The 21647-nt window shown below is 68.2% G+C and carries 23 protein-coding genes and 1 pseudogene; 12 read left to right on the top strand and 12 right to left on the bottom strand.

Annotated elements, in window-relative coordinates:
- Nucleotides 1-88 precede the first annotated feature (88 nt).
- Nucleotides 89-445: a PepSY domain-containing protein gene (locus tag QH195_RS20670; protein WP_280425322.1), complete on the top strand. Its 357-nt coding sequence runs from the start codon at nucleotides 89-91 to the stop codon at nucleotides 443-445.
- A gap of 636 nt (nucleotides 446-1081) precedes the next feature.
- On the opposite strand, the gene QH195_RS20665 is transcribed toward QH195_RS20670, so the two are convergent.
- Complete coding sequence (locus QH195_RS20665; protein ID WP_432278397.1) at nucleotides 1082-1795, bottom strand: dienelactone hydrolase family protein; 714 nt, start codon at nucleotides 1793-1795, stop codon at nucleotides 1082-1084.
- 374 nt (nucleotides 1796-2169) lie between these two features.
- Between QH195_RS20665 and QH195_RS20660 the strand changes: the two genes are divergently transcribed.
- Complete coding sequence (locus tag QH195_RS20660; RefSeq protein WP_280436648.1) at nucleotides 2170-2748, top strand: sugar O-acetyltransferase; 579 nt, start codon at nucleotides 2170-2172, stop codon at nucleotides 2746-2748.
- Between the two features lie 33 nt (nucleotides 2749-2781).
- Here QH195_RS20660 and QH195_RS20655 read toward each other — a convergent pair whose 3' ends face one another.
- The 3 genes from QH195_RS20655 to QH195_RS20640 are packed head-to-tail and all read right to left on the bottom strand — an operon-like array spanning nucleotide 2782 to nucleotide 6669.
- Nucleotides 2782-3603 carry a YceI family protein gene (locus QH195_RS20655; RefSeq protein ID WP_280436647.1) on the bottom strand — a complete coding sequence of 274 codons (822 nt, stop codon included), beginning with the start codon at nucleotides 3601-3603 and terminating at the stop codon, nucleotides 2782-2784.
- Nucleotides 3600-6185, bottom strand: a complete 2586-nt coding sequence (locus tag QH195_RS35265) for an MFS transporter (RefSeq protein WP_432278396.1) — start codon at nucleotides 6183-6185, stop codon at nucleotides 3600-3602. Before QH195_RS35265 ends, QH195_RS20655 begins: the two co-directional genes overlap by 4 nt.
- On the bottom strand, nucleotides 6178-6669 hold the full coding sequence (locus tag QH195_RS20640) for a MarR family winged helix-turn-helix transcriptional regulator (protein ID WP_280423611.1): 492 nt from the start codon (nucleotides 6667-6669) through the stop codon (nucleotides 6178-6180). The genes QH195_RS35265 and QH195_RS20640 overlap by 8 nt, the downstream gene beginning before the upstream one ends.
- A 494-nt stretch (nucleotides 6670-7163) precedes the next feature.
- Here QH195_RS20640 and QH195_RS20635 point away from each other — a divergent pair, with 494 nt between their 5' ends.
- From QH195_RS20635 to QH195_RS20595, 9 genes are all read left to right on the top strand, one after another.
- Nucleotides 7164-8300 carry an NAD(P)-binding domain-containing protein gene (locus QH195_RS20635; protein WP_280436646.1) on the top strand — a complete coding sequence of 379 codons (1137 nt, stop codon included), beginning with the start codon at nucleotides 7164-7166 and terminating at the stop codon, nucleotides 8298-8300.
- A 110-nt stretch (nucleotides 8301-8410) separates the two neighbouring features.
- Nucleotides 8411-8755 carry a YciI family protein gene (locus QH195_RS20630; protein ID WP_280423613.1) on the top strand — a complete coding sequence of 115 codons (345 nt, stop codon included), beginning with the start codon at nucleotides 8411-8413 and terminating at the stop codon, nucleotides 8753-8755.
- Nucleotides 8752-9975, top strand: a complete 1224-nt coding sequence (locus QH195_RS20625; RefSeq protein ID WP_280436645.1) for an RNA polymerase sigma factor — start codon at nucleotides 8752-8754, stop codon at nucleotides 9973-9975. The genes QH195_RS20630 and QH195_RS20625 overlap by 4 nt, the downstream gene beginning before the upstream one ends.
- Before the next feature lie 102 nt (nucleotides 9976-10077).
- A complete protein-coding gene (locus QH195_RS20620) occupies nucleotides 10078-10230 on the top strand; it encodes a hypothetical protein (protein WP_280436644.1) in 153 nt (50 codons plus the stop codon).
- A gap of 42 nt (nucleotides 10231-10272) precedes the next feature.
- Nucleotides 10273-10431, top strand: coding sequence for a hypothetical protein (locus QH195_RS20615; RefSeq protein ID WP_280436643.1), 159 nt, complete (start codon nucleotides 10273-10275; stop codon nucleotides 10429-10431).
- A 46-nt stretch (nucleotides 10432-10477) separates the two neighbouring features.
- Nucleotides 10478-10924 (top strand): hypothetical protein, encoded by a 447-nt coding sequence (locus QH195_RS20610; RefSeq protein ID WP_280423616.1) that lies wholly within the window; start codon nucleotides 10478-10480, stop codon nucleotides 10922-10924.
- Nucleotides 10914-11690, top strand: coding sequence for a hypothetical protein (locus QH195_RS20605; protein ID WP_280436642.1), 777 nt, complete (start codon nucleotides 10914-10916; stop codon nucleotides 11688-11690). Before QH195_RS20610 ends, QH195_RS20605 begins: the two co-directional genes overlap by 11 nt.
- Nucleotides 11687-12160 carry a roadblock/LC7 domain-containing protein gene (locus QH195_RS20600; protein ID WP_280423618.1) on the top strand — a complete coding sequence of 158 codons (474 nt, stop codon included), beginning with the start codon at nucleotides 11687-11689 and terminating at the stop codon, nucleotides 12158-12160. The genes QH195_RS20605 and QH195_RS20600 overlap by 4 nt, the downstream gene beginning before the upstream one ends.
- Nucleotides 12161-12180: 20 nt before the next feature.
- Complete coding sequence (locus QH195_RS20595; protein WP_280423619.1) at nucleotides 12181-12552, top strand: hypothetical protein; 372 nt, start codon at nucleotides 12181-12183, stop codon at nucleotides 12550-12552.
- Nucleotides 12553-12756: 204 nt separating this feature from the next.
- On the opposite strand, the pseudogene fadD11 reads toward QH195_RS20595, so the two are convergent.
- The 7 genes and pseudogenes from fadD11 to QH195_RS20560 form a co-directional block, all read right to left on the bottom strand.
- Nucleotides 12757-14585 (bottom strand): annotated as a pseudogene (fadD11, locus tag QH195_RS20590) (fatty acid--CoA ligase FadD11).
- A 17-nt stretch (nucleotides 14586-14602) separates the two neighbouring features.
- Nucleotides 14603-15538 (bottom strand): alpha/beta hydrolase, encoded by a 936-nt coding sequence (locus QH195_RS20585; RefSeq protein ID WP_280436641.1) that lies wholly within the window; start codon nucleotides 15536-15538, stop codon nucleotides 14603-14605.
- Entirely contained in the window at nucleotides 15535-16410 is an 876-nt protein-coding gene (locus QH195_RS20580) for a short-chain dehydrogenase/reductase (RefSeq protein ID WP_280425755.1), read from the bottom strand. The genes QH195_RS20585 and QH195_RS20580 overlap by 4 nt, the downstream gene beginning before the upstream one ends.
- Nucleotides 16407-17894, bottom strand: coding sequence for a flavin-containing monooxygenase (locus tag QH195_RS20575; protein ID WP_280425756.1), 1488 nt, complete (start codon nucleotides 17892-17894; stop codon nucleotides 16407-16409). The genes QH195_RS20580 and QH195_RS20575 overlap by 4 nt, the downstream gene beginning before the upstream one ends.
- Nucleotides 17891-18400 (bottom strand): SRPBCC family protein, encoded by a 510-nt coding sequence (locus QH195_RS20570; RefSeq protein WP_280436640.1) that lies wholly within the window; start codon nucleotides 18398-18400, stop codon nucleotides 17891-17893. The genes QH195_RS20575 and QH195_RS20570 overlap by 4 nt, the downstream gene beginning before the upstream one ends.
- Before the next feature lie 21 nt (nucleotides 18401-18421).
- Nucleotides 18422-19453 (bottom strand): PDR/VanB family oxidoreductase, encoded by a 1032-nt coding sequence (locus QH195_RS20565; RefSeq protein ID WP_280436639.1) that lies wholly within the window; start codon nucleotides 19451-19453, stop codon nucleotides 18422-18424.
- A complete protein-coding gene (locus QH195_RS20560) occupies nucleotides 19450-20331 on the bottom strand; it encodes a metal-dependent hydrolase (RefSeq protein ID WP_280436638.1) in 882 nt (293 codons plus the stop codon). Before QH195_RS20560 ends, QH195_RS20565 begins: the two co-directional genes overlap by 4 nt.
- A 99-nt stretch (nucleotides 20332-20430) precedes the next feature.
- Here QH195_RS20560 and QH195_RS20555 point away from each other — a divergent pair, with 99 nt between their 5' ends.
- Nucleotides 20431-21054, top strand: coding sequence for a TetR/AcrR family transcriptional regulator (locus tag QH195_RS20555; RefSeq protein ID WP_280436637.1), 624 nt, complete (start codon nucleotides 20431-20433; stop codon nucleotides 21052-21054).
- Nucleotides 21055-21429: 375 nt separating this feature from the next.
- On the opposite strand, the gene QH195_RS20550 is transcribed toward QH195_RS20555, so the two are convergent.
- The coding region (locus QH195_RS20550; protein ID WP_280436657.1) for a hypothetical protein at nucleotides 21430-21647 on the bottom strand (218 nt) is incomplete at its 5' end.

Raw genomic sequence — 21647 nt, 5'->3', positions numbered from 1 at the left:
CTGAAACGATCTTCAGGTGGCTTCAGGCGGGTTTCAGCATCCGCTTGCCACAGTGGTGAAACATTCGTTCACACAGGAGGTTTGCACCATGGGAACATTTTTCCGCCACGCGGCTTCGGCCATGCGCTGGTTACTGGTCGGCGCGGTGGTGGCGGCGGTGGCGGCCGGAGCCTGCCTCGGAATCGCCGCGGTCGTCACCGACCCCGGTTCCCGCGACGGCAACGCGCCGTGGTCGCTGGTGGCCGACCCGGGTATCGATCGGCAGACGGCCATGGACACCGCGGCCGCCGCGGTCCCCGGGAGCAGGTCGGTATCGGCGGAACTCGATTCCGACCAGCGCACCACCGTGTGGGAAGTGGAGGTCGTGACACCGGACGGAGTGGAGTACGAAGTATCGGTCGACGCGAACACCGGCGCGGTCCTCGGGACCGCCGAACGTGATTGACTGCCCGTATCGAGGTAGTCCTGGAATAAGCGGTATCCGACGGCCCGGTACCCAGCCGCTGCGCCGGACCGGCGACGGGCCGGTGGAGTCAGGGGCGGACGAAGGACCCCGTATCCGGGGACTCGGATACGGGGTCCTTTCGTCGTGGATACCCCTGGATACGGGCAGCGCGGAGTCCACGGCGCCCGCTCGCGCCGACGGCCCCGCGTGCGCGCAGGCGGCGCGGGAAATAATGCTGCTGGTACTTACCGCCGCAGGGAAGGCCGCCGCACCAGTATGTCGATAAATAACGTACCGTTAAATAACGGTATGAATGTGTCTGCAATATGCGGCGCTCCGTAGAAAGCGATAGGAGATCGCGATGGGCTCTCGATTCCTGGGTTTCATGATGTTGATGTTCGGCGCGATGATGCTGATGTAGTGGGAACCCCCGCATAGCGCGACCACCGCAGTCCGCGCCGGCGGTGTCCGTCGCCGTCCGGCGTGGACGCGGGAATTCGCTTCAAGCGCATAACCGCACACGGCAGGTGGGCGGAACCGCCGTGCGCGCTCCGGCATGCCGAGGTGGAACTCCGCGTCGGCCCCCGGCTTTCGGCGCTGGTCGGGTGACCTACCCGTCGCGGCCCGGGGCAGGGTTCAGTCGTCGGACACGGGCTCACGCAGGTGTGTCTCGAAGAAGGCGGTGATGCGGCGCCACGCATCTTCGGACTCCGGTTCGGAGTAGGCCAGCCCGGCGGTACGTTCCACCACCCGCAATGGTGCCGGTGTCGGCCAGTTGTTCATGAACGAATGTCCCACGCCCGGGTATTCGTGCACATCGTGCGGTACACCACCCGCGGTGAGTACCTTTTCCAGCTTCGCCGCGGCGCCGGGGAGCATACGGTCGCGTGCCCCGTAACTGGCCACGGTCGGACACGCGTCGCGTAAAGCGTCCAAACCCCGTGGCGCGACACCGTAATTGGGCGCGGTGGCATCGAAAACCCCGCGCGGAGCAAGCAGCAGGCAGAACCCACCGCCCATGCAGAACCCGGCCGATGCCACCCGGCCGGTGCACCGCTGGTCGGCGGCCAGGTGATCGCGGGCGGCGACGAGATCGTCGACAGCGTCACCGCTGCCCGCGGCCAGGGCCTGGAAGGTGCGCACCACGCAACCGATCCGGTTACCTCGCCGGAACAGCGCGGGCGCGAGCGCCAGATAGCCGTGCGCCGCGAAACGGTCGGCGATCCGCCGGATATCGTCGCTGAGCCCGAATGCGTCGTGCACGACCACGACCGCCGGCCACGGCCCACCGGAATCGGGCACCGAGAGATAGCCGGGCAGTGGACCGCGCGGTGCGGGAAACTCGATCATCGGCACGGGTGCGCTCCTCGCAGGCGGGGTCGTCGTCGATTTCCGATGCTCCCACACACCGTCGCATCCCGCTCCGCGGTGTATCCGCCGAATCGCACCTGGATGACCAAGGTGGGTTCGGGCACCCACAGCGTGAGGTGAGTCCGGTGAGCCGCTGGATCGCTCGAATTCCTGCTGATCGGCCTGGTTCGTCCGGCCAGGTCCTGCCACGCGGTTATGAATCGCGTCCTGAATGTGATTATCCGGCCGGGCGCCGGACAGGTTTCGGATCTGCTCGCCGCGGCGGTGGGTGGGGCTTTCGGGATCCCGCCGCTGGTCGTTGCGGAAGACCGCGGAGGGGCTCGGCGCTCATTTGTACCCGATACCCTCGACAGATGGGTGACGAGAAGTCGATGCGGGAGCGCATGCTCGCCGGTGAGCTGTATCTGGCCGACGATCCAGAAATCAGAGAACAGAGCCTGCGGGCGATGGACCTGATGGAGGCATACAACAGCACACCGGCCCGGGATACGGCGCGCCGGCGCAAAGTTCTCACCGAACTGCTCGGGGCGGTGGGGGAAGACACCGAGATCCGGCCGCCGCTGCGGGTGGACTACGGCAGCAACATCACCATCGGATCGGGTTGTTTCGCAAATTTCGGGCTCGTCGCCCTCGACGTCGCGGCCATCACCCTCGGCGATGACGTGCAGATCGGTCCCAATGTCCAGCTGCTGACACCGACCCATCCACTGGATCCGAGTCTGCGGCGCGCGAAATGGGAAGCGGCCGAACCGATCACGATCGCCGACAATGTCTGGCTCGGCGGCGGCGCCATCGTGCTGGGCGGGGTTTCGATCGGGGAGAACACCGTGGTGGGCGCGGGTGCCGTGGTCACCCGAGACCTCCCCGCGAATGTGGTCGCGGTGGGTAATCCGGCGCGCGTGATCCGCACTCTCGATCCCGCCCGCGACTGAGCGGGTGCCGGCCCGGCCGGCACCCGCCCGGCGCTACATCTGCGGCAACCGGTCGCCCTGCACCACCTGGATATCCAGGTCGAGCTTGACGGTGGTACCCACCGCTGCCACACCGGCGCGCACCATCGCGTTGTAATCGATCGCGAAATCGTCGCGGCGCAGAACGGTTTCGGCGTGGAACGCGGCGCGTACGCCGCCCCAGGGGTCCGGTCCGAATCCGCCGTAGGTGATATCGAGATCGACGGTCCGGCGCTGGCCGTGCAGGGCCAGTTCACCCGGCATGATCCAGGTATCGCTGCCCGTGCGCCGGAGGCCGTTGCCGGTGAAGGAGATCAGCGGGAAGCGCTCGACATCGAGGAAATCGGCCGACCTCAGGTGGTCGTCGCGCATGGCGATACCGGTGTCGATACACGCTGCTTTGATCTCGGCGTACCCGGTGGACCGCTCGAACGGCTCACCGATATCGAGGCGTCCGCTGACCTCGGCGAACCGCGCTTTGATACTCGAGATACCGAGGTGGCGGGCGGTGGCGATCACCGTCGAATGCACCGGGTCGATCGTCCACGGACCCGACAGCGGCAGCGCCACCGTTTCCGCGACCGCCACCAGGGTGATATCACCGAGCGTCCCCGTACCGGTGGACGAGATCTGGGCGGTGCGGGCCACCGGCTGGTAGCCGGGCGCGGTGAGCACGGCGGTGTGCAGGCCCGGCGGCAGCGAGGCGGTGGTGACGGCGCCGGTGTCGTCGGCGACCGCCCGGCCGATCTGGCGGCCGGTGCTGTCGGTCACGGTCAGGACCGCTTCGGGTACCGGCCAGTTCTCGGCATTGCGAATACGGGCGGTGAGTCCGGTCATGAGTGCTCCTCGGTGTCGTATCCGAGCCGCACGTCGAAGTCCGCTTGCGCGCCGGTTACCGAAACCCGGCCGGTGACCGGCGGGTAACCGCGGGCGACGACCGTGTACTGCCCTTCCGGCAGATCGGTCACGACGTAGCGGCCGTTTTCGTCGGTCCGCACGGTGGCGTTCACCTCGCCCGCGGCGTCGAGCACGGTGATCTGGATATCTTCCAGCGACCGGCCGCTCTCCGACCGCGCCGATCCGGTGAGCACGGCCATCGGCGAGAGCTCGATATCGTGGCGCAGCAGGCCGTTGTCCGGCACGGTCAGGGCAGTGGCGCTGGGTCGCATATGCTCCGCGACGGCGACCAGGGTATAGACCCCCGGGACCACACCGTGGCAGAGGTAGGAACCGGTGCCGTCGGAGGTGGCCGAGGCCACGACCTCACCGCGCTGATCGGTCACGGTCACGGTCGCGCCGGCCAGTGCTTCCCCGGTGGGCGCGCGGCGTACGGTACCCGACAGTTCGCCGAGCCCGGTGAGCGTCAGGTCGGTGCGGACCGTGCGGTCGGCAACGGCCACGTTGACCGCGGCCGGCCCGTGCCCGGGGGCGGAGGCGATCAGCACATAGTTCCCGGGTCCGGGTGCGTCGATCGCATAGCCGCCGTCCGAGGTCCCGATCGCCCGGGCGACCTGCCGGCCGCGCTGGTCGATCAGGGTGAGCGCGACGCCGGGTACCGGGCGGCCGTCCTCGTGGGAGATCCGGCCGGCAACCGACGGCCGCCCGGATCCGCCTTCGGAGAATCCGGCGACCGGCAGCGTCTTCGCCATACCTGCGGCCGAGTAGCCACCGTGTCCGTTCCGGTCGGCCGGGACCGGCTCGGCCGGCGCGCCGACAGCGACCGGTACCCGGTCGGTCCGCGGCGCCTCGTCCTCGGTGTACCCGGTCTCGCGGGCAGCGGGCTCGGTGACGGCGTACGCCGCGGTATCGAGCTCGGCGAGGTCGTCCGGGATCTCCGTCTTCGCCGTCATATCGGCGGGAGTCACGGGATCGACGGCCGGTTCGATATCGATCGTGCGGCGTAGTGGGCGGTTCGGCAGCAGGATCGCCGCCAGCAGCGCCACGGCAGTCGCGAAAGCCGCGATCAGGAAGATCCGGCCGGTGGCGTCGCCGTAGGCGAAACGCACGATCTCGGCGATCGGCGCCGGCAGGGCACCGAGGTCGAGATTGCTACCACCGGAGGAGTCGGCGTGGATGCCGAGTTCGGCGAAGCGGGCGCTGGAGAGCTCGCCGACGCGGGTGGCGAGCACCGAACCGAGTACCGAGACGCCGATCGCGCCACCGAACGTGCGGAAGAACGCGACGCTGCTGGAGGCGGCGCCGATGTTCTTGACGCTCACGGTGTTCTGCACGGCCAGCACGAGGTTTTGCATCATCATGCCGACACCCATGCCGGTCACGGTGATGAAGCCGCCGATCAACCAGATGTTGGTGGCGTGGTCGACGGTCGACAGCAGGGCGAACCCGACGACCAGCAGGGCGGCGCCGAAGACGACGAACGGCTTCCACTTGCCGAAGCGGGTGATCAACAGGCCGGAGGTGACCGAGGCGACGAGCATGCCGGCGACCATCGGCGAGGAGAGCAGGCCCGCGGCGGTGGGGGAATAGCCGCGCGCGGTCTGCAGGTACTGACCCAGGAATGTGGTCGCGCCGAACATACCGACACCCACGGCGATCGAGGCGAGAATGGCCAGCGCGGTGGTGCGTTCGGTGACGATCTTCAGCGGGATGACCGGGTCCTTGACCTTGGCCTCCACCAGCACGGTGGCGAGCAGCAGCAGGACGCCGCCGCCCACGTACAACGCCGTTTCGGTGGACCACCACTCGTAGTAGCCGGCCTTACCGGCGAACGAAACCCAGATCAGCAGGACCGAGACGCCGGCCGTGAGCAGCGTGGCGCCCAGCCAGTCGATGGACACGTTCTCTTTGCGTGTGGTCGGCAGTTTCAGTGTCCGCTGCAGCAGGAACAGGGCGATCAATGCCAGCGGAACGCAGATGTAGAAGCACCAGCGCCAGCCCAGCGGGCTGTCGACGATCACGCCGCCGAGGATCGGTCCGCCGGTCATCGATACGGCCATCACCGCACCCATGTAGCCGGAGTAGCGGCCGCGTTCCCGGGGCGGGATGATGCTGCCGATGATCGCCTGCACGAGCGCGGTGAGCCCGCCCATGCCGATGCCCTGGAGGGCGCGGGCGGCCAGTAGCAGCGCGACGTTGTGGCTGAGACCGGCGATCACCGATCCGATGACGAAGATGACGATGGCGGATTGCACCAGCGTCTTCTTGTTGAACAGATCGGCGAGTTTGCCCCAGATGGGCGTGGAGGCGGCATTGGTGAGCAGCGCCGTGGTGATCACCCAGGCATAGGCGGTCTGTGATCCCTGGAGGTCGCCGATGATGGTGGGTAGCGCGTTGGCGACAATGGTGGTGCTGAGCAGCGCCGTGAACAGCGCGGCCAGCAGTCCGGTCATCGCTTCGAGGATCTGGCGATGGCTCATGGCGAGCGGATCGCGAGCTGGCGGTGCCTCGGTATCAGACATCTGTGCTCTCTTTCGGAACCTGCGGGTTCTCGCCGGTCGAGGCGCAGCGGGAACGGGCATTGAGGGAATTACGGAGTCGTCGTACAACCAGATACGCCTGTTCGGCGTCGTCCTCGGACCAGTCGTCGAGGGTTTCCTGAAGATGCCGGGTATGGGTTTCCCGGGCCCGGTTCAGGAGGTCGAGACCTTCGCTGGTGAGCTGAACCAGCGCGGCGCGGCCGTCGCTGGGGTCGGCCCGGCGGACGATGTAGCCGGCGGCGACCAGTTCGGTGATATGTCGGCTCAATGCCGACTGGGTGATGCGCATATCGGCCGCCAGGTCGACCTGCCGGCAGGGGCCGGACGCGTCCAGGGTGGTGAGAACGGCGATCCCGCCGGGTGGTAGCTGACCTGCGTCGGTGAAGAACAGGGCGCTGCGGAGGGCGCGGCCGATATGGAACATCTCACCGAGGAGGTGCTGAGCGGTATCGGATGAGATGGGCACTCGGACTCCAATAGGGGAATAGTTTCTTTCGCTAATCAACTTTAGAGCAGTTGCTTTCGCTAATCAACTAACGGGGCCGACGAACGAGCGTGCGAAGGTGTGGCGTTGTGCACAATGGAGAAGCCGGAACGGTCGCCACGCAACACTCGGGCGAGCGGGTCTCCGGAGAAGTCAGGGTAGTACCCGGCTCGGGCGTGCCGGGCGCCGGGGTGGTGCGAAAGTGCGCGGGATGATGTCCGGGGCGGAAAGCGAAACATTCTGCACCTGAGAGATTTTGGACATTTCGGACTTTCGCCCCTTGTGGGTACCCGATGGTGTTTTCGTTCCCGCGTGCCGATCCGGACAGCCGTACCGCCGGCGCGGTCCGTCCGACAGCGTGGAGGTCACCGTCGATGAGAACCGCGCCGCCGATATCCCGAGCCTGCCCGCATCCGGATGCGTACCCAGCTGAACCGGGATCACCGTGTCACCGCCCCGGGCTAGCATCGGCGACCATGGTGACCGACGCAGCGAGCCCGGCCGGGCCGGATTTCCAGATCCTGGTGATCGGGGCCGGTCAGTCCGGATTGTCTGCCGGTTACCATTTGCAGCGGCGCGGGCTGATTCCCGGAACCGATTTCCTGCTCGTGGACCACGCCCCGGGGCCCGGCGGTGCCTGGCAGTTCCGCTGGCCGTCGCTCACCCTGAGCACCGTCAACCGGGTGCACGATCTGCCGGGTATGTCGTTCGCGGAGAATCTGCCGCCCGGTGCCACGGAAACCGCCGATGTGCCTGCCGCGACGGCCGTTCCGTACTACTACCGGCGCTACGAAGAACATTTCGGGCTGCGCGTACACCGGCCGGTGACCGTCCGCGTGGTCTGCGATCGCCGCGAACGCGACGGACTGTTGCACGCCGAAACCGATAATGCCGGCACCCTGCGCGTACGGGGCCTGATCAACGGCACCGGCACGTGGGAACGCCCGTTCGTACCGCACTATCGCGGCGCGGAAGTTTTCGCCGGCCGCCAGCTGCACACGCGCGAGTATCGCGAACCGCAGGAGTTCGCGGGGCAGCACGTCGTGGTGGTGGGCGGTGGTATCTCGGCTGTCCAGTTGCTCGACGAGATCTCCCGGGTCACCACTACCACCTGGGTGACCCGGTCCGAACCGGTCTTCCGCGAAGAACCGTTCGACCAGGACGCGGGCCGGCGCGCGGTGGCCATCGTCGAAGACCGGGTGCGCCGCGGATTGCCGCCCGGTTCGGTGGTCTCGGTGACCGGGCTACCGTTGACCGAACGCCTGCGCGCCGCGCGCGACCGCGGCGTCCTGCATCGGCTGCCGATGTTCGAACATATCGAGCCGGACGGTGTGCGCTGGTCCGACGGGACTTTCCAACCGGCGCAGGTGATCCTGTGGGCCACCGGATTCCGCAGCGCCCTCGACCATCTGGCCCCGCTGGCGCTGCGGGGCGCCGGCGGCGGGATCACCATGACCGGCCGCTCGGCGACCCAGGTCGCGGCGGACCCGCGGATCCACCTCATCGGCTACGGACCGTCCGCCAGCACCATCGGCGCGAACCGGGCGGGCCGTTCGGCGGTCGCGGAACTCACCGCACATCTCGGCCTGCCGGTGGAGTCGGGCCGGAATTGACCGATGCGGTCTCACGCCGTCGGGGTGCTCATATCGCAATCGGGAATTCTCCGTCGCTGTCGGATTCCGGGGCGCGCCGATCGTCTAATGGGTGAAGGAGGTGTTCGAGCATGAAATACGTGCTGATGTTCTGTGAGACCGAGCAGTGGGAGAAGGACTGGGAGGCCATGGACGATACCGCCCGCGAACAGGGCTTCGCCCGGGTCCAGGCCTGGTTGGCCGAGCACGGCGACAAGATCCTGCACAACCGCAAACTCGGCGGCGGCGATACCGCGACCACCATCCGGCTCGACGCGGCCGGCGGTCCCCTCGTCACCGACGGCCCGTTCGTCGAGGGCAAGGAGATCGTCAGCGGATATGTGGAGGTGAATGTCTCGGACCTGGACGAAGCGCTCGCCATGGCCCGGAGCTGGCCGGGTTGCCCCTTGGTGGAGATACGACCGGTCCTGATGTGACCGGTGCCGACCCCGGCCGGGTCCTCGCCGCGGTGTTGCGCGAGCACGGCAGCCGGCTGGCAGCGTCGCTGGTCACCTTGCTCGGTGACTTCGCCGCCGCGGAGGACCTGGTGTCCGACGCGGTCGAGAAGGCGTTGCGTACCTGGCCGGTCGACGGAGTCCCGGACGACCCACAGGCGTGGTTGTTCACCGTCGCCCGCCGACGCGGCCTCGATATCTTGCGCCGTGAGGCCAATTACCGCGACAAGCTCCGAGAGCTGCGGTGGCCGGTGCGGGCGGAGGCCGACGACCGGCTGCGGCTGATGTTCATCTGCTGCCATCCCGCACTCCCGCGCGAAGCGCAGGTGGCCCTCACGCTGCGCATGGTGTGCGGGCTGGACACCCGGCAGCTGGCGAAAGCGTTCCTGGTGCCGGAAAGTACTGTCGCACAGCGCATCACCCGAGCGAAGCGGAAGATATCGCAGGCCGGTATTCCCTTCCGCACTCCCTCGGACGCCGAACTCGCCGAACGCCTCGACGAGGTACTCGCCGTCATCTACCTCCTGTTCAACGAGGGCTACCTGGCGACCGAATCCGCGGGCGACCCCGGCCTGGCCGCCGACGCGGAATGGCTGGCAGCGCTGCTGGAGCGGTTGCTGCCCGGCGAACCGGAGGTGATGGGCCTGCTGGCGCTCATCCGGCTGCATCGCGCACGGGAAGCGGCACGCTTCGACGATGCGGGTCGTATCGTGCTGCTCCGCGACCAGGACCGTTCCCGCTGGAATCATGCCGCCATCGCGCGGGCGATCGACCTGCTCGTCGCGGCCGGACGGCTGCGACGGCCGGGCCCGTACCAGGTGCAGGCGGCGATCGTGGCCTGCCATGCCGAGGCGCCGGACTGGACCGCCACCGACTGGCCGCAGATCGTGGTTCTCTACGACCTGTTGTCGGCGATGACGCCGTCACCGGTGGTCCGGTTACAGCAGGCGATAGCCCGCGCCCGGGTAGAGGGCGCGGAAGCGGCATTGGCGACCGTGGACGGGCTCGCCGGCCAACTCACCGGCTATCACCTGATGCATGCCACTCGGGCCCAGTTGCTCCGCGAACTCGGTCGCGAGGACGAAGCGGCAGCGGCCGATCGGCAGGCGCTGGCGCTCACCCGGAATCCCGCGGAGCAGGCTCTGCTGGAACACCGCCTGCGTCGGGGTTCCGCGCCCAGGATGGACGGCGGACCGTGGTGAACGTTGTGGTTCTGGCACGCGCCGAATGTGACGATATCGCCGCCCTGCCGGCGACTCCGACACCGCGCTGAGGCGAGTCGCCGAGCCTGGTGGATCCGCGGGTTGCGATCGTCGGCAACCGATCTCGACTGGTCCCGTTGCCGCGGCGGCGAGATTTCCGGACCGGCCGAATCGTTTCTCATGGTGTCCGGGCGGCACGGCATCACCGGTGAACTCGGCGGCCCGGGTGCCCCGCCCGGCGGTGTGGATCGGTGACCGACCGGCGCGAACATTCCCGCACAGGGTTCGAGTTCGGCTGTGCTCGCCGAAGTTTCCGATTCCGCAGTGCCCGAAGCCGCGGAGGGCTACCTTTCGTGGCGCCCCGAACTGTCCTTTCCCCGCCCCGATACCGGCGACGAATGGCGCAACCGGGACGCACTACTGCGTTCGCACGACATAGTTCGCAAGTCTGTGTAGTGTCTCTGCAATCTGAAACACTCATGAACAAGGTAGAGGCGCAGCAGTGATCGGTATCGACGGATGTCTGGAACGCATCATGGACATCCCGGGGGCGCGCAGTGTGACCTTGGTCGACGGGGCGAGTGGACTGGCGATCGCGGGGGCCGGGCGTCATGATCTGGTCGACCAGCACGAGGATGCGGCCACCACAACCGATGTCGTGCGCGCTGTACTCGGCTGTCCGGCGCTCGCGACCGGTGCGGACGATGACGACCTCACCGAGATCATCGTGTGCGGCACCGGGGGATACCACCTGATCGACCTGGTACGCGGCGATTTCGAGGGCCGGCTGTTCGTGCACGCACTGTTCGACGAGGACTCCGGCAATCTCGCGATGGCCCGGTTCCGGTTACGCGGCATCCTCGCGGACCTCACCGGAAACGGTCATGACGCGGAACCTACCGGCGGTGACCATGGGGTGGCTTCGGCCGAGGACGGTCATGGGCACTGAGCTCGCGGACGAGCTGCGGCGCCTGGAAGACGAGGGAAGCACCGGCGTGCTGCACGCGGGCGACGGCGTCTTCCATCTCGCGGACGGTGCCATCGCTTCCGCCGAATGCCGCCGCACCACCGGACTCGATCGGCTGGCCGTGGCGGCCGGGGTGGCCGGCGCCGACGATTGGCAGCGCGCCGCCACGGGCGATCCCGGCCCTGTCCTGCGCCGACCGTTGCTCGAGACCCTGGCGCTGCTCTCGGTTTTCGACGCCGCCTATTTCCTGCTGTCCGCCCCGGCCGTCCCCGAATTCCGGCCCGCGCCGCCACATTGGCTGGCCCCGGTCTGCCGTATCCGGCCGAGGATATTGGTGCGCGAATGCGCGCGCCGCGGCGACCCGGATTCCGGGCCGTGGCCGGCGCGGCTGGTGGATCGAGCGCCTGTGATTCCGGTGCGCCGAGTGCGCCGGAACCGGGTCGTACTCACCGGCAGTCAAGCCGAGGTGCTGGCGGCAGCGGATACCCGCCGCAGTGTCACCGTTATCGCCCGCGACCTCGGTCGCACCGCGTACGGCTGCCTGGAGGCGGTCCGCGACCTCACTGCGGCTGGGTTGATCCAGCCACCGGGGGACCGGCCGCCGCCACCCACACCACGGCCGGGCGCCGAGCCGGTCCTGCGCCGGCGGGTGCGGCAACCGGTGCCGGTTCCCGAGGACAGCGATTGGGAGCCGGTCGATCAGGCACTGCTCCTGCGTCTCCGTTCGGCGCTGGAGGAGCTCGCGTGACGGCGCGCAGGAAATTGCTCGGCGATCTGATGGGGAGGTTGACGAAGGTGCCGATGCCCGAAACCGCTCCGCACCCGGCGGTACAGGCGGAACTCACGGGGCTCCGGGCCCGGATGCCCGGACTGGTCGGAGCGCTGGTGGCGTCCAGTGACGGTCTGCTGGTCACCCACGACCTACCCGGACATATCGAACCCACTGGAATGGCTGCGCTCGCCGCGGCGCAACTGTCGCTGTCGGACCGGCTGGCGGGCGTCGCGCACGGCGGCGGCTTCCAAGAGGTCGTGGTGGACGGGACACGCGGACACGTCGTCATCTACGCGGCCGGCTGGGCGTCGCTGACCGTTCTCGCGGAACCGGACGTGAATATCGGCCGGCTGCATCTCGAATCGCGTCCGGTGGCGCGCACTATCGCCGGACATCTGGCGGGCACCGCCCGCGAACCCGGCAGAACCGACGGAAGACCCGAATAACCCATCGAAAGGAAAGACCTGTGTCCGATATGGATTTGGCGCTGAAGGAAATGATGTCGATCGACGGTGCCCTCGGCGCGGCCGTCGTCGACTACAACAGCGGTATGGCGCTGGGTATGCTCGGCAGCTCGAAAACCCTCGACCTCCACGTCGCCGCCGCCGGCAACACCGAGGTGGTTCGCGCGAAACTGCGGACCATCGAACAGCTCGGCCTGCAGGAGGATATCGAGGACATCCTGATCACGCTGAGCGCCCAGTACCACCTCATCCGCCCGATGACCGGCCGGAAGTCGAAGGGATTGTTCCTCTATCTCGCGCTCGACCGTGGACGCGCGAATCTGGCTCTGGCCCGGCACAAGCTGCGCGGTATCGAAGAAGATCTCGAGGTGTGACCCGGCCGGTGGTTCGGTTCGGCGGCGGGCTGTGCAGGAAGAGGCCGAGAATCCACCGTGCTCGACGGCGCTCCGCCCGCGCAACTGCTCGAACGCGGACGCGAACAAGTGCGCCATTGCGGCTGCCGGGTCATCCACGAAACGGTGGCCGGCACCGGACCGGCTGCCGGGGAGCGGTGTGTGGCCGCGCCCCGGCCTCCGGTTCTACCGTCGCGCCGGTATCGCCTCGGCCTCGGCCGCTGGTTCCCGGACCTCGGCGGGTGGTTCGGCACGGTAGAGATCGGCGATCCGGTCGGCATATTTCTCCGCCACCACGGTGCGTTTCAGCTTCATGGTGAGGGTGATCTCGTCGCCGCCGGCCTCCCAGAGGACCGGCAGTACGGTGAAGCGTTTGATCTGTTCGACCCGGGCCAGCCGCGTGTTTCCGGCGGCGATACCCGCTGCGATCGCCGCCAGCACCGCGGGGTCGGCGGCGAGTGCGGCGGGGGAGGCGTCGGCAAGCCCGTGCTGCTCGGCGTAGGGGCCGGTGGTTTCGGCGTCGAGGACCACGAGCGCGGTGTTGTAGGGGCGGCCGTCGCCGATCACCGCCATGGCGCCGATGAGGGGCGTGGCCGCCTTGATCGTGTTCTCGATATGCGCCGGCGACATGTTCTTGCCGGACGCGTTGATGATGATTTCCTTCTTGCGGTCGACGACGGTGAAGTAGCCGTCCGGGTCGACGGTCACGATATCGCCGGTGGACAACCAGCCGTCCGGATCGATCGCCTCGGCGGTTTTCTCCGGCAGGCCCCGATACCCCTTCATCACCAGTGGCCCGCGCACCTGGAGTTCACCGTCGGGCGCGGTCCGGGCTTCCATCCCCGGCAGCAGCGTTCCGACCGTACCCAGCCGCACCTCGCGGGGATGGCTCACGGTGCAGATGCACGACAGTTCCGACATCCCCCAGATCTCGGTGATCGGTACGCCGAGGCCGGCGAAGAAACCCAGTGTCTCCGGTGGAATGGGCGCGGCGCCCGACATCGCCCAGCGCATCCGGTCGAAACCGAGTGCCGTCCGCAGCCCCGCAGAACCAGCTCGTCGGCGCGCTGCCAGTCGGCGGCCAGATCATCGGGGAGCTCGCGGCCCGACAGAGCGTATTCGCCGCGGGTGGCGGCCACCGACAGCGCCCACTGCATGGCGGTGCGCCGTTCGGTGTCCGGTTCGGCGGCAACCTCGAATTCGACGGCGGCCCGGATCTTCTCCCATACCCGGGGCACCGCGCCCCAGATGGTCGGGTGCAGATCGGCCAGCGCCGCCGCGATCCCCGACGGGTCGGGCACACAGGTCACCTGCACGCCGAGCACTTCCTGCGCGTAGAGCGCGGTGAGCCGGTCGGCGATATGCGCCGAAGGCATATACGAGGTGATGGTGTCGCCGAATTCGATTCCGAGCACCTCGGCGACCCCGTATATCTGGAACAACAGGTTCGCGTGGGTGGTCTCCACGCCCTTCGGGGCGCCCGTGGTGCCGGAGGTGTAGATCAGGGTCGCCACATCGTCGGGCCGCACGGCGCGCCAGGCCGCCTCGAAATCGAAATCCGCGGCGCCCGCAGTACGCAACCCGGCTACCGGAAGAGTCCCCGCCGGGGCGTCGTCGAGGCAGATCAGATGCGCGAAGGCGACCCCGCACTCCCGCAGGCGCGCAACGTACTGCGGTTCGCAGATCACCACCCGGGCACCGGCATTGCCGAGTACGTACCCGAGCTGACCGGCCGGCAGGGTGTTGTACACCGAGAACGAGGTCGCGCCGAGATGCTGGGCGGCCACCTCGAGCGGGTAGAACTCCGGCCGGTTGCCCATCATCAGCGCGACCGTGTCACCGCGGCCGACCCCGAGCGCGGCGAGTCCGGCGGCGAATTCGCGGACCTGCCGGGCGTACTCACCCCATGTCACGGTTCGGGTATTGCCGGGCGTGCGGAGCGCTACTGCGGCGGGGTCCACGGCGGCGATATGCTGGAACGCGGCGGGCAGGGTTTCGGAACGAACTGTGCTCAACGGGAGAATCTTTCGGATCAGACCGCGGCTGCGGTGGTATCGAGAGCCGCGGCGACGAAGCGGGCCGCGGACCGGTAGGCGAGCCGCGATTCCGGAATCAGGGCGGGCAGCACCTGGAAGGCATGGATCTGGTCGGGCCACACCTGCAATTCGCAGACCGCACCGGTTGCGGTCCACCGCTGCGCGAGGGCGACGGCGTCACCGCCGAAGAATTCGGTATCGCCGGCGTGGATAAGTGCCGGTGGCAGCGGTTTACCACGGGCGGGCAGCAACTCGTAGGGGTCCGGGGTGAAACGGGTGACGGCGCGGCGCGACAGCCCGGCCGACAGCAGGCCGCAGGCCCGCGCCCCCTCGTAACCGGTGGCCACACCGAGGCTCAGATCCACCATCGGCGAGAACAAGACCACACCGCCGGGCGCGGGCAGCCCGGTGCGCGCCCGGTCGATGACGAAATCCGCGGCGAGGAACCCGCCCGCGGAATCGCCCGCGACGACGATCCGGCCGGGCGGGTGACCGCGGCCGGTCAGCCACCGGAATGCGTGGTCGAGGTCCTGTGGGGCCGCCGGGTGCGGATGTTCGGGCGCGAGACGGTAGTCCAGGGTGAAAACGGGCAGCCGGGTCGCGGTGGACAGCCGCGCGGCCACTCCGCGATATCCGGACGCGGACCCGGCGACGAACCCGCCACCGTGCACATACAGCACAACGGCATCGGTCCGGCCGGCCCGCGGCCCACGCACCCATTCTCCTGCGACACGGCCGTCGCGAACATATTCGACCGTGGTGCCGGACACGGTCGGTGCGACCGTACGCAATGCCTGATCGATCAGGGCGCGGGCGAAGGGGAGTGTGCAGGCATTCACGGGCGCGGCCGCGGCGAGCCGGCGTGCGGTGAGCGCCGACACCTGCCGGACGGTGCGCGCCTGCCACGAACCCCGCATCCGCGGTGCGGTCATCGCCGTTTCTCGATCGCGCGCACGATGTCGTGCACCGCCGAATCGCCCGCCAACCGGCTGTCGAGAACGGTGTTGATCACCCCGCGGAGCAGGGCGTAGGGCTGCCACCCGCTGGGGGCGATGGTGCGTGGCGCGCGCCGGGAGATACCGTCGGCGATGGTGCGCGCGGCCTGTTCGGCGGTGATCCGCACGCTCAGCGGCCACGGCAGCAGATCGTTGATCCGGCGGCCGAGGTCGTCGGCGTCGAGCACGGCATGGGTCATCGGCGTCTCGACCAGACCGAAGTAGGCGATTCCGGCGGTGGCACCGGAAGCGGCCAGTTCGACCCGCAGCGCCCGCCCCAGCTGCTCGACCGCGGCCTTGCTGATCATGTACGGCGAACCGCCCATCCCGGGCGCGAATGCGGCGCAAGAGGACACCACCACGACATGGCCCCGGCTGCGGACGATCTCGTCGAGCGCCGGATGCACTGTATTGAACACACCGGTGAGGTTGATGTTCAGCACCCGGTCGAAATCACCCGGTTCCATGGTGCGCAATGTCGCCGGTACCGGCGTGACACCGGCATTGGCGACCACGACGTCGAGGCGCCCGAACCGGTCGGACACCTCGCCGACCACCTGTTCCATCCGATCCCGGTCGGTGACATCGGCGCCGATTCCGTGCGCCCGGGAACCCAGCTCGTCCGCGGCGCGCCGGGCGGCGGCCTCGTCGATATCGACCGCCACGATCACGGCACCCCGCCGGTGCAGGATGGTCACGAGTTCGCGCCCGATCCCTTGTCCGGCGCCCGTGACCAGTACGACCTTGTCCTGCACCGCGAACACCGGTCCGGTGAGCCGGTCGAGGGGAGCGGGTAACGGTGGTTTCATACGGTCACCTCATAGGATTCGGCATCGAAATGCCTGGTGCGGCGGCGGTATTCGAAACTCCAGCTCGGATACAGTCCGGCATTGCGACCGTCGGGAGTGGTGTAGTAGGTCTGGCAGCCCCCGGTGAGCCACACCGTGTCCGCGCTGCGCCGTTCCATTTCCCCGACGAAGGCGTCCTGGGTTTCCCGGCGCACCTCCACCCGGCGGGCGCCGCGTTCGCGCAGAGTGCTCAGCGCGTCGACGATATAGGCGATCTGCGATTCCAGCATGAAGATGGCGGACTGGTTGCCGGCCGCGCCGAACGGGCCGAGGGTGCAGAAGAAGTTCGGGAATCCCGCCATGGCCGTGCCCAGATAGGTTTGCGGTTCTTCGTAGTAGAGTTCGGCGATCGAGCGGCCGTGGCGGCCGGTGATCCGCTCGAACGCGGTGGGGATGGGGGTGAACCCGGTGCCGTAGATGATCGTGTCGACCTCGATCTCGTCCCCGGTGCGGGTGACGATCGACCGCGGCCGCACCTCGGCGATACCGTCGGTGACCACCTCCACATTGTCCTGGTCCAAGGCCGGTAGATAGGCGTCGGAGAAAATGGCGCGCTTACAGCCGATGACGTAATCGGGGGTGGCCTTGCGGCGCAGCCGCGGATCCCGGATCTGGCGCAGCAGTTGGAGGCGGCCGAGGACCTCGAAGGGGTGCCGGAACCGGTTGTCGACGAAACCGACCAGCCCGAAACTCTCGATCAAGCCGTACCAGGTACCGCGGATCGCCTTCTGCGCCAGCGGGATACGACGCAGCAGGCTGCGCTCGAGGCCCAGCGTGGGCCGGTCCATCCGCGGCACGATCCACGGCGCCGAACGCTGGAATACCGTCAACGCCGCCACCCGCGGCTGGATCTCGGGAATGAACTGCACCGCGGACGCACCGGTGCCGATCACCGCGACCCGCTCACCGGTCAGATCGTGATCGTGGTCCCAGTGCAGAGAGTGGAACGCGGTGCCCTCGAAGCCGTCCAGGCCGGGCAGATCCGGATACTTCGCTTCGGCGAAGATACCGGCGGCGGAAAGGAAATAGTCCGCGGTGAGGGCGCCGCGCGACGTCGCTATCCGCCACAGCGACTCCCCGTCGTCCCAGCGAGCGTCGGTGAGTTCGGTGTTCAACCGGATATGGCGCACCACATCGTGTTCCGTGGCGACGCGGCGGAGATAGCCGAGGATCTCCGGTTGCCGGCCGTAGGTCCGGGACCAGTCCGGATTCGGGGCGAAGGAGTAGCTGTAGAGCTGGGACGGGACATCGCAGGCGCAACCCGGATAGGTGTTGGCCTGCCAGGTGCCGCCCAGGTCGGCGGCGCGTTCCAGCAGCACCACATCGTCGAAACCGGCCTGCCGTAGCGCGATCGCGAGCCCGATCCCGCCGAAACCTGCCCCGAGCACGACGATGCTGTGATGTTCGGCGGCCGCGCGGGCGCCGTGGGAATCCGCCGGGGTCATCGCCGCGCCCCCACCGATTCGGCGCGGACCCGGCCGGTGATGCCTTCGGCGATGGATTTGGTGACCAGGCGGTTCACCGGGCTCGCCGCGGCCAGCACAGGCCGCAGCGGCGCAGCGCCTTCGAGCGCGAAAGTCCAGACCAGCCGGGTCGCGGTGCCCAGCGGCAGCAGGGTGAGATCTTCGGCGAAACGGCGCAGCCCCGGTACGGACGCGGAATCGACGGTAAAGGTCATCCGGGTCTCCTCATCCCAGCGGTAGAAGCGCTCGGCGAGGCGGAGCGCGCCCCCGAGGGTCACCTCCCGGGTGGTGCCGACGCCGAACGGACGCGGCGCGGTCCAGCGGGCGGTCGTGATCACCGGCGACCACGACACCAGGGCATCGTCGGCGGTCAGGACTTCCCAGACCTGCCGGCGCGAGGCCGGGATATCGACGATATGGGTGTAGCGCCGGTCCGCGGTGTCCAGGAAGGCGTCGTCCGCCGATTCGAGTGGGAAGCTGTTACGCATTGTGCTGCTGGGCCTTTCGCTTCAGAGGTCGAGAACCAACGGCCCGCCCGCGGACCGGGAGACACACGGAAGCATGTGGCCGGGGCGTTCGGCGTCGGTGAGGGTGCGGTCGCGGTGGTCGATATCGCCCGCGAGAACCTTGGTCTTGCAGGTACCGCAGAAACCTTGGCGGCAGGAGAAGACGGCGTCGGGACGGATCCTCCGGATGGCGTCGAGCGTGGGTTCCGCCGCGCCCACACGCACCTGCCGGCCGGAGGCGGCGAGGGTGAGGTCGAATTCCCGGCCGTCGACGATCGGCGGTGCCGAGAACCGTTCGGTATGCAGTGAGCCCGTCGGGTTCAGCGTGAAGAAGCTGCGCTGGGCTGCTTCCAGGACGGGCGGCGGGCCGCAGACATATACCGCCGCGCCCGGCGGCGCGGCTGCCAGGATCGCCGGGATATCGGGGGTGCCGAATTCGTCGTCGGGCCGGATTTCGGCGCCGGTGGGGAGTTCGCCGAGGAACGGCATGGTGTCGCGGGAACGACCCAGATACATCAGCCGCCCGCGGTCACCCGCTGCCCGCGCCATCGGGAGTATCGGAGTGATACCGATCCCGGCGGCGACGAACAGGTATGAGGGCGCGGTCTCGACGAAGGTGAACGCATTGCGCGGGCCGCGGATCCGCAGCGCGTTGCCGGGCGCGAGCGAGTGCGCCTCCGTCGACCCGCCGTCACCGTCGGGCAGTCGGCGTACGGCGATACGGTAGCGGGAGAGATCCCGCGGATCACCGCAGAGGGAGTACTGGCGTTGCCGCCCCGAGGGCAGGAACACATCCAGATGGGAACCGGGACGCCAGGCGGGCAGTCTCCGCCCGTCCGGGCGCAGCAGGGTCAGCGAAACCACGTCCTGCGCCTCGGTCCGTACCGATTCCACCGTGACATCTATGTCGAAACCGCCGCGGCGTACGGGGTTCGGTGGAGACAGCGCGGGTGTGGTGAACACCTTTTTGTAGACGTCCACGACCACACCCAGCAGCTGCAGCCCTCGCGACGGTGCCGGTCCGAGGGTGTTCATCCGCGGGCGGCCGGGGAGTGCGCCAGATAGCGCAGGGCATTGTCCATCGAACCCAGTTGCGAGGGGTGGAAACCCGGCCGCAGGTAACGCGGCATCTCGGTGAAGAACGTGGTGAAACTGGGAATCACACCGCGCACGGTCGCGCTGAGGAACTGCTGTCCCCAGAAGCGCCCCTTGGCCGGGCTCGGGTCCTTGCGGTAGAGGTAGGCAGTGGAGACGACGAACAACGGCAACAGCAGCCCGCTGGCGAGCAGGCCGGTGCGGACCCGGCGCGCATAGCCCCCGTCGACGTGCATATAGGCGTCGAACACCACGCTGCGGTGCTCGACTTCCTCGGCACCGTGCCAGCGCACCAGGTCCAGCATTGTCGGGTCCATCCCGAGTTCCTCGAGTACTTTCGATTCGAGCAGCCATTCACCGATCACCGCGGTGAAATGCTCCATCCCGGCGAACAGGCCCAAGCGCTCCTTGAGCCACTCCTGTTCGGCGCGGCCGCTGAGCCCGTGGTCGCCGAGCACCCGGTCGACGAGCCAGGCGATCTTGGCGACGTAGTTTTCGACATCCAGCCCGATCGACTGCAGATGGTTGCGCGCGCCCTCGTGGCTGCCGGCGTGCATCGATTCCTGGCCGATGAACCCGGTGACCTCCTCGCGGAGCCGTTCGTCGTCGATATACGGCAGGGCCTCGGCCAGGCAGGCCGCCATGGCGCGTTCGCCTTCGGGGAGGACCAGGTGCATCACATTGGTGACATGGGTCGCCAGCACTTCGCCGGGGATGTAGTGCATCGGGACGCCGGAGAAGTCGAAGTGCACGTCCCGCGCGTGGATCGCGTGCGCTTCCTCGCGATAGGTGCGCGTCGGTGCGCTGTCATCAGCCATGCCCTGAACCGTACAATGCAACATATTCCCTTGCAATGTGGTCGCAACAAATTCTTCCGGATTGTTGCCGACGGGGTATCCGCTGCTAGCGTGTCCGGCGTGCCCGCTACCGCCCCTACCTCGAAAGACCCGTTTCCGGACAATATCGAAGACCGTATCCTCGACGCGGCACGACGGCAGTTCGAACGCCTCGGCGTGCGGAAGACGACGATCGGGGATGTCGCCCGTGCGGCGGCCGTCGACCGCGGCACCGTCTACCGGCGCATCGGGTCACGCGACGAGCTGGTCCGCGCGGTCACCACGCGTGAGGTCCGCACGCTCCTCGCTGAACTGCACGGGATTGCCGCACAGCACGCGACGGTCGATGCTGTCGTTGCCGATCTCTTCGTCACCGTTATCAGCCGGTGGCGTAATCATCCCCTGGTCAATCGGGTGCTCGCGGTGGAGCCGGACCGGTTGCTGCCGCAGCTCACCACCGAGGGTGGTGCGTTCTTCACGATGGCGATCACCACGGCCACCACCGTGGTGGGCGATGCGCTGCGCCGGTTGCGGCTACCGGATATCTCCGACCTCGCGACGCGGATCGAGATTGCCGCGCGGATCGTGCACTCGCTCATTTTGCAGCCGGTAGGTGCGGTGGATCTCGACTCCGAGGACCGGCTCACCGAATTCGCCCACCGGCATATCGTGCCGCTGATCACCGGCGGGTATCCGGCCCGTTGAGGGAGCCGGCCATGGCAACGGCCGGACGGGCCGGCGGAATGGGTATCCGCCGATCGCGCGGGACCGCCGCGGCGGATCCGGGCATTGTCGGACTGGTGCGGCAACAAACGTGTGATCCGCGACAGCAGGCGGAATTACCCGATGGCCGAATACGATCCGGCACCCTCGTTCGGCTACCGGTGTATCGCGGTAGCCCAATGTCCCAGTATCGAAAAGGGCCTGTGGAATTCGGCGGGTTCGAATACGGCAGCTGGATGCGGTCGACAGCAGCGGAGCGGTGGAGAACCCGGCTCGCCGCCGGGCGCTCACGCCGCTGACGCCCATGCGTCCGGCCGGGTGCCGCACACGACCTCACAGGGAGGGCAACCGATAGGTTCAGAAAAGGTGAGCCCCGGCCGAAACCGGCCGGGGCGCAACCGAATATGCCCGAACCGGGCGCGCCCGGGGGGGGCGGGGGGGGGTAGGGGGGGGGGGGAAAGACGGCGCGGTAGGGCCGTGACCGGGCCTGCCGTCCAGGTTGGGCGACATATCGCCGGCGTTGGTCTGGGCGAAGGCCGCCACGAAATCGGGGTCGGGATCCGCCAGATAGTTCA

It is taken from the genome of Nocardia carnea (assembly GCF_029868855.1).
In the GTDB taxonomy this organism is placed as follows: Bacteria; Actinomycetota; Actinomycetes; order Mycobacteriales; family Mycobacteriaceae; genus Nocardia; species Nocardia carnea_A.
Note: the sequence above shows the minus strand (reverse complement) of the source record. Positions and strands in the feature narration are given on the sequence as shown.

Bases quoted from the DNA above. Each gene is read 5' to 3' on its own strand.
- QH195_RS20570 (WP_280436640.1), bottom strand. From the start codon at position 18,400: ATGCGTAACAGCTTCCCACTCGAATCGGCGGACGACGCCTTCCTGGAC.
- QH195_RS20655 (WP_280436647.1), bottom strand. From the start codon at position 3,603: ATGACCGGACTCACCGCCCGTATTCGCAATGCCGAGAACTGGCCGGTA.
- QH195_RS35265 (WP_432278396.1), bottom strand. From the start codon at position 6,185: ATGTCTGATACCGAGGCACCGCCAGCTCGCGATCCGCTCGCCATGAGC.
- QH195_RS20670 (WP_280425322.1), top strand. From the start codon at position 89: ATGGGAACATTTTTCCGCCACGCGGCTTCGGCCATGCGCTGGTTACTG.
- QH195_RS20665 (WP_432278397.1), bottom strand. From the start codon at position 1,795: ATGATCGAGTTTCCCGCACCGCGCGGTCCACTGCCCGGCTATCTCTCG.
- QH195_RS20635 (WP_280436646.1), top strand. From the start codon at position 7,164: ATGGTGACCGACGCAGCGAGCCCGGCCGGGCCGGATTTCCAGATCCTG.
- QH195_RS20630 (WP_280423613.1), top strand. From the start codon at position 8,411: ATGAAATACGTGCTGATGTTCTGTGAGACCGAGCAGTGGGAGAAGGAC.
- QH195_RS20580 (WP_280425755.1), bottom strand. From the start codon at position 16,410: ATGAAACCACCGTTACCCGCTCCCCTCGACCGGCTCACCGGACCGGTG.
- QH195_RS20660 (WP_280436648.1), top strand. From the start codon at position 2,170: ATGGGTGACGAGAAGTCGATGCGGGAGCGCATGCTCGCCGGTGAGCTG.
- QH195_RS20605 (WP_280436642.1), top strand. From the start codon at position 10,914: ATGGGCACTGAGCTCGCGGACGAGCTGCGGCGCCTGGAAGACGAGGGA.
- QH195_RS20565 (WP_280436639.1), bottom strand. From the start codon at position 19,453: ATGAACACCCTCGGACCGGCACCGTCGCGAGGGCTGCAGCTGCTGGGT.
- QH195_RS20560 (WP_280436638.1), bottom strand. From the start codon at position 20,331: ATGGCTGATGACAGCGCACCGACGCGCACCTATCGCGAGGAAGCGCAC.
- QH195_RS20575 (WP_280425756.1), bottom strand. From the start codon at position 17,894: ATGACCCCGGCGGATTCCCACGGCGCCCGCGCGGCCGCCGAACATCAC.
- QH195_RS20585 (WP_280436641.1), bottom strand. From the start codon at position 15,538: ATGACCGCACCGCGGATGCGGGGTTCGTGGCAGGCGCGCACCGTCCGG.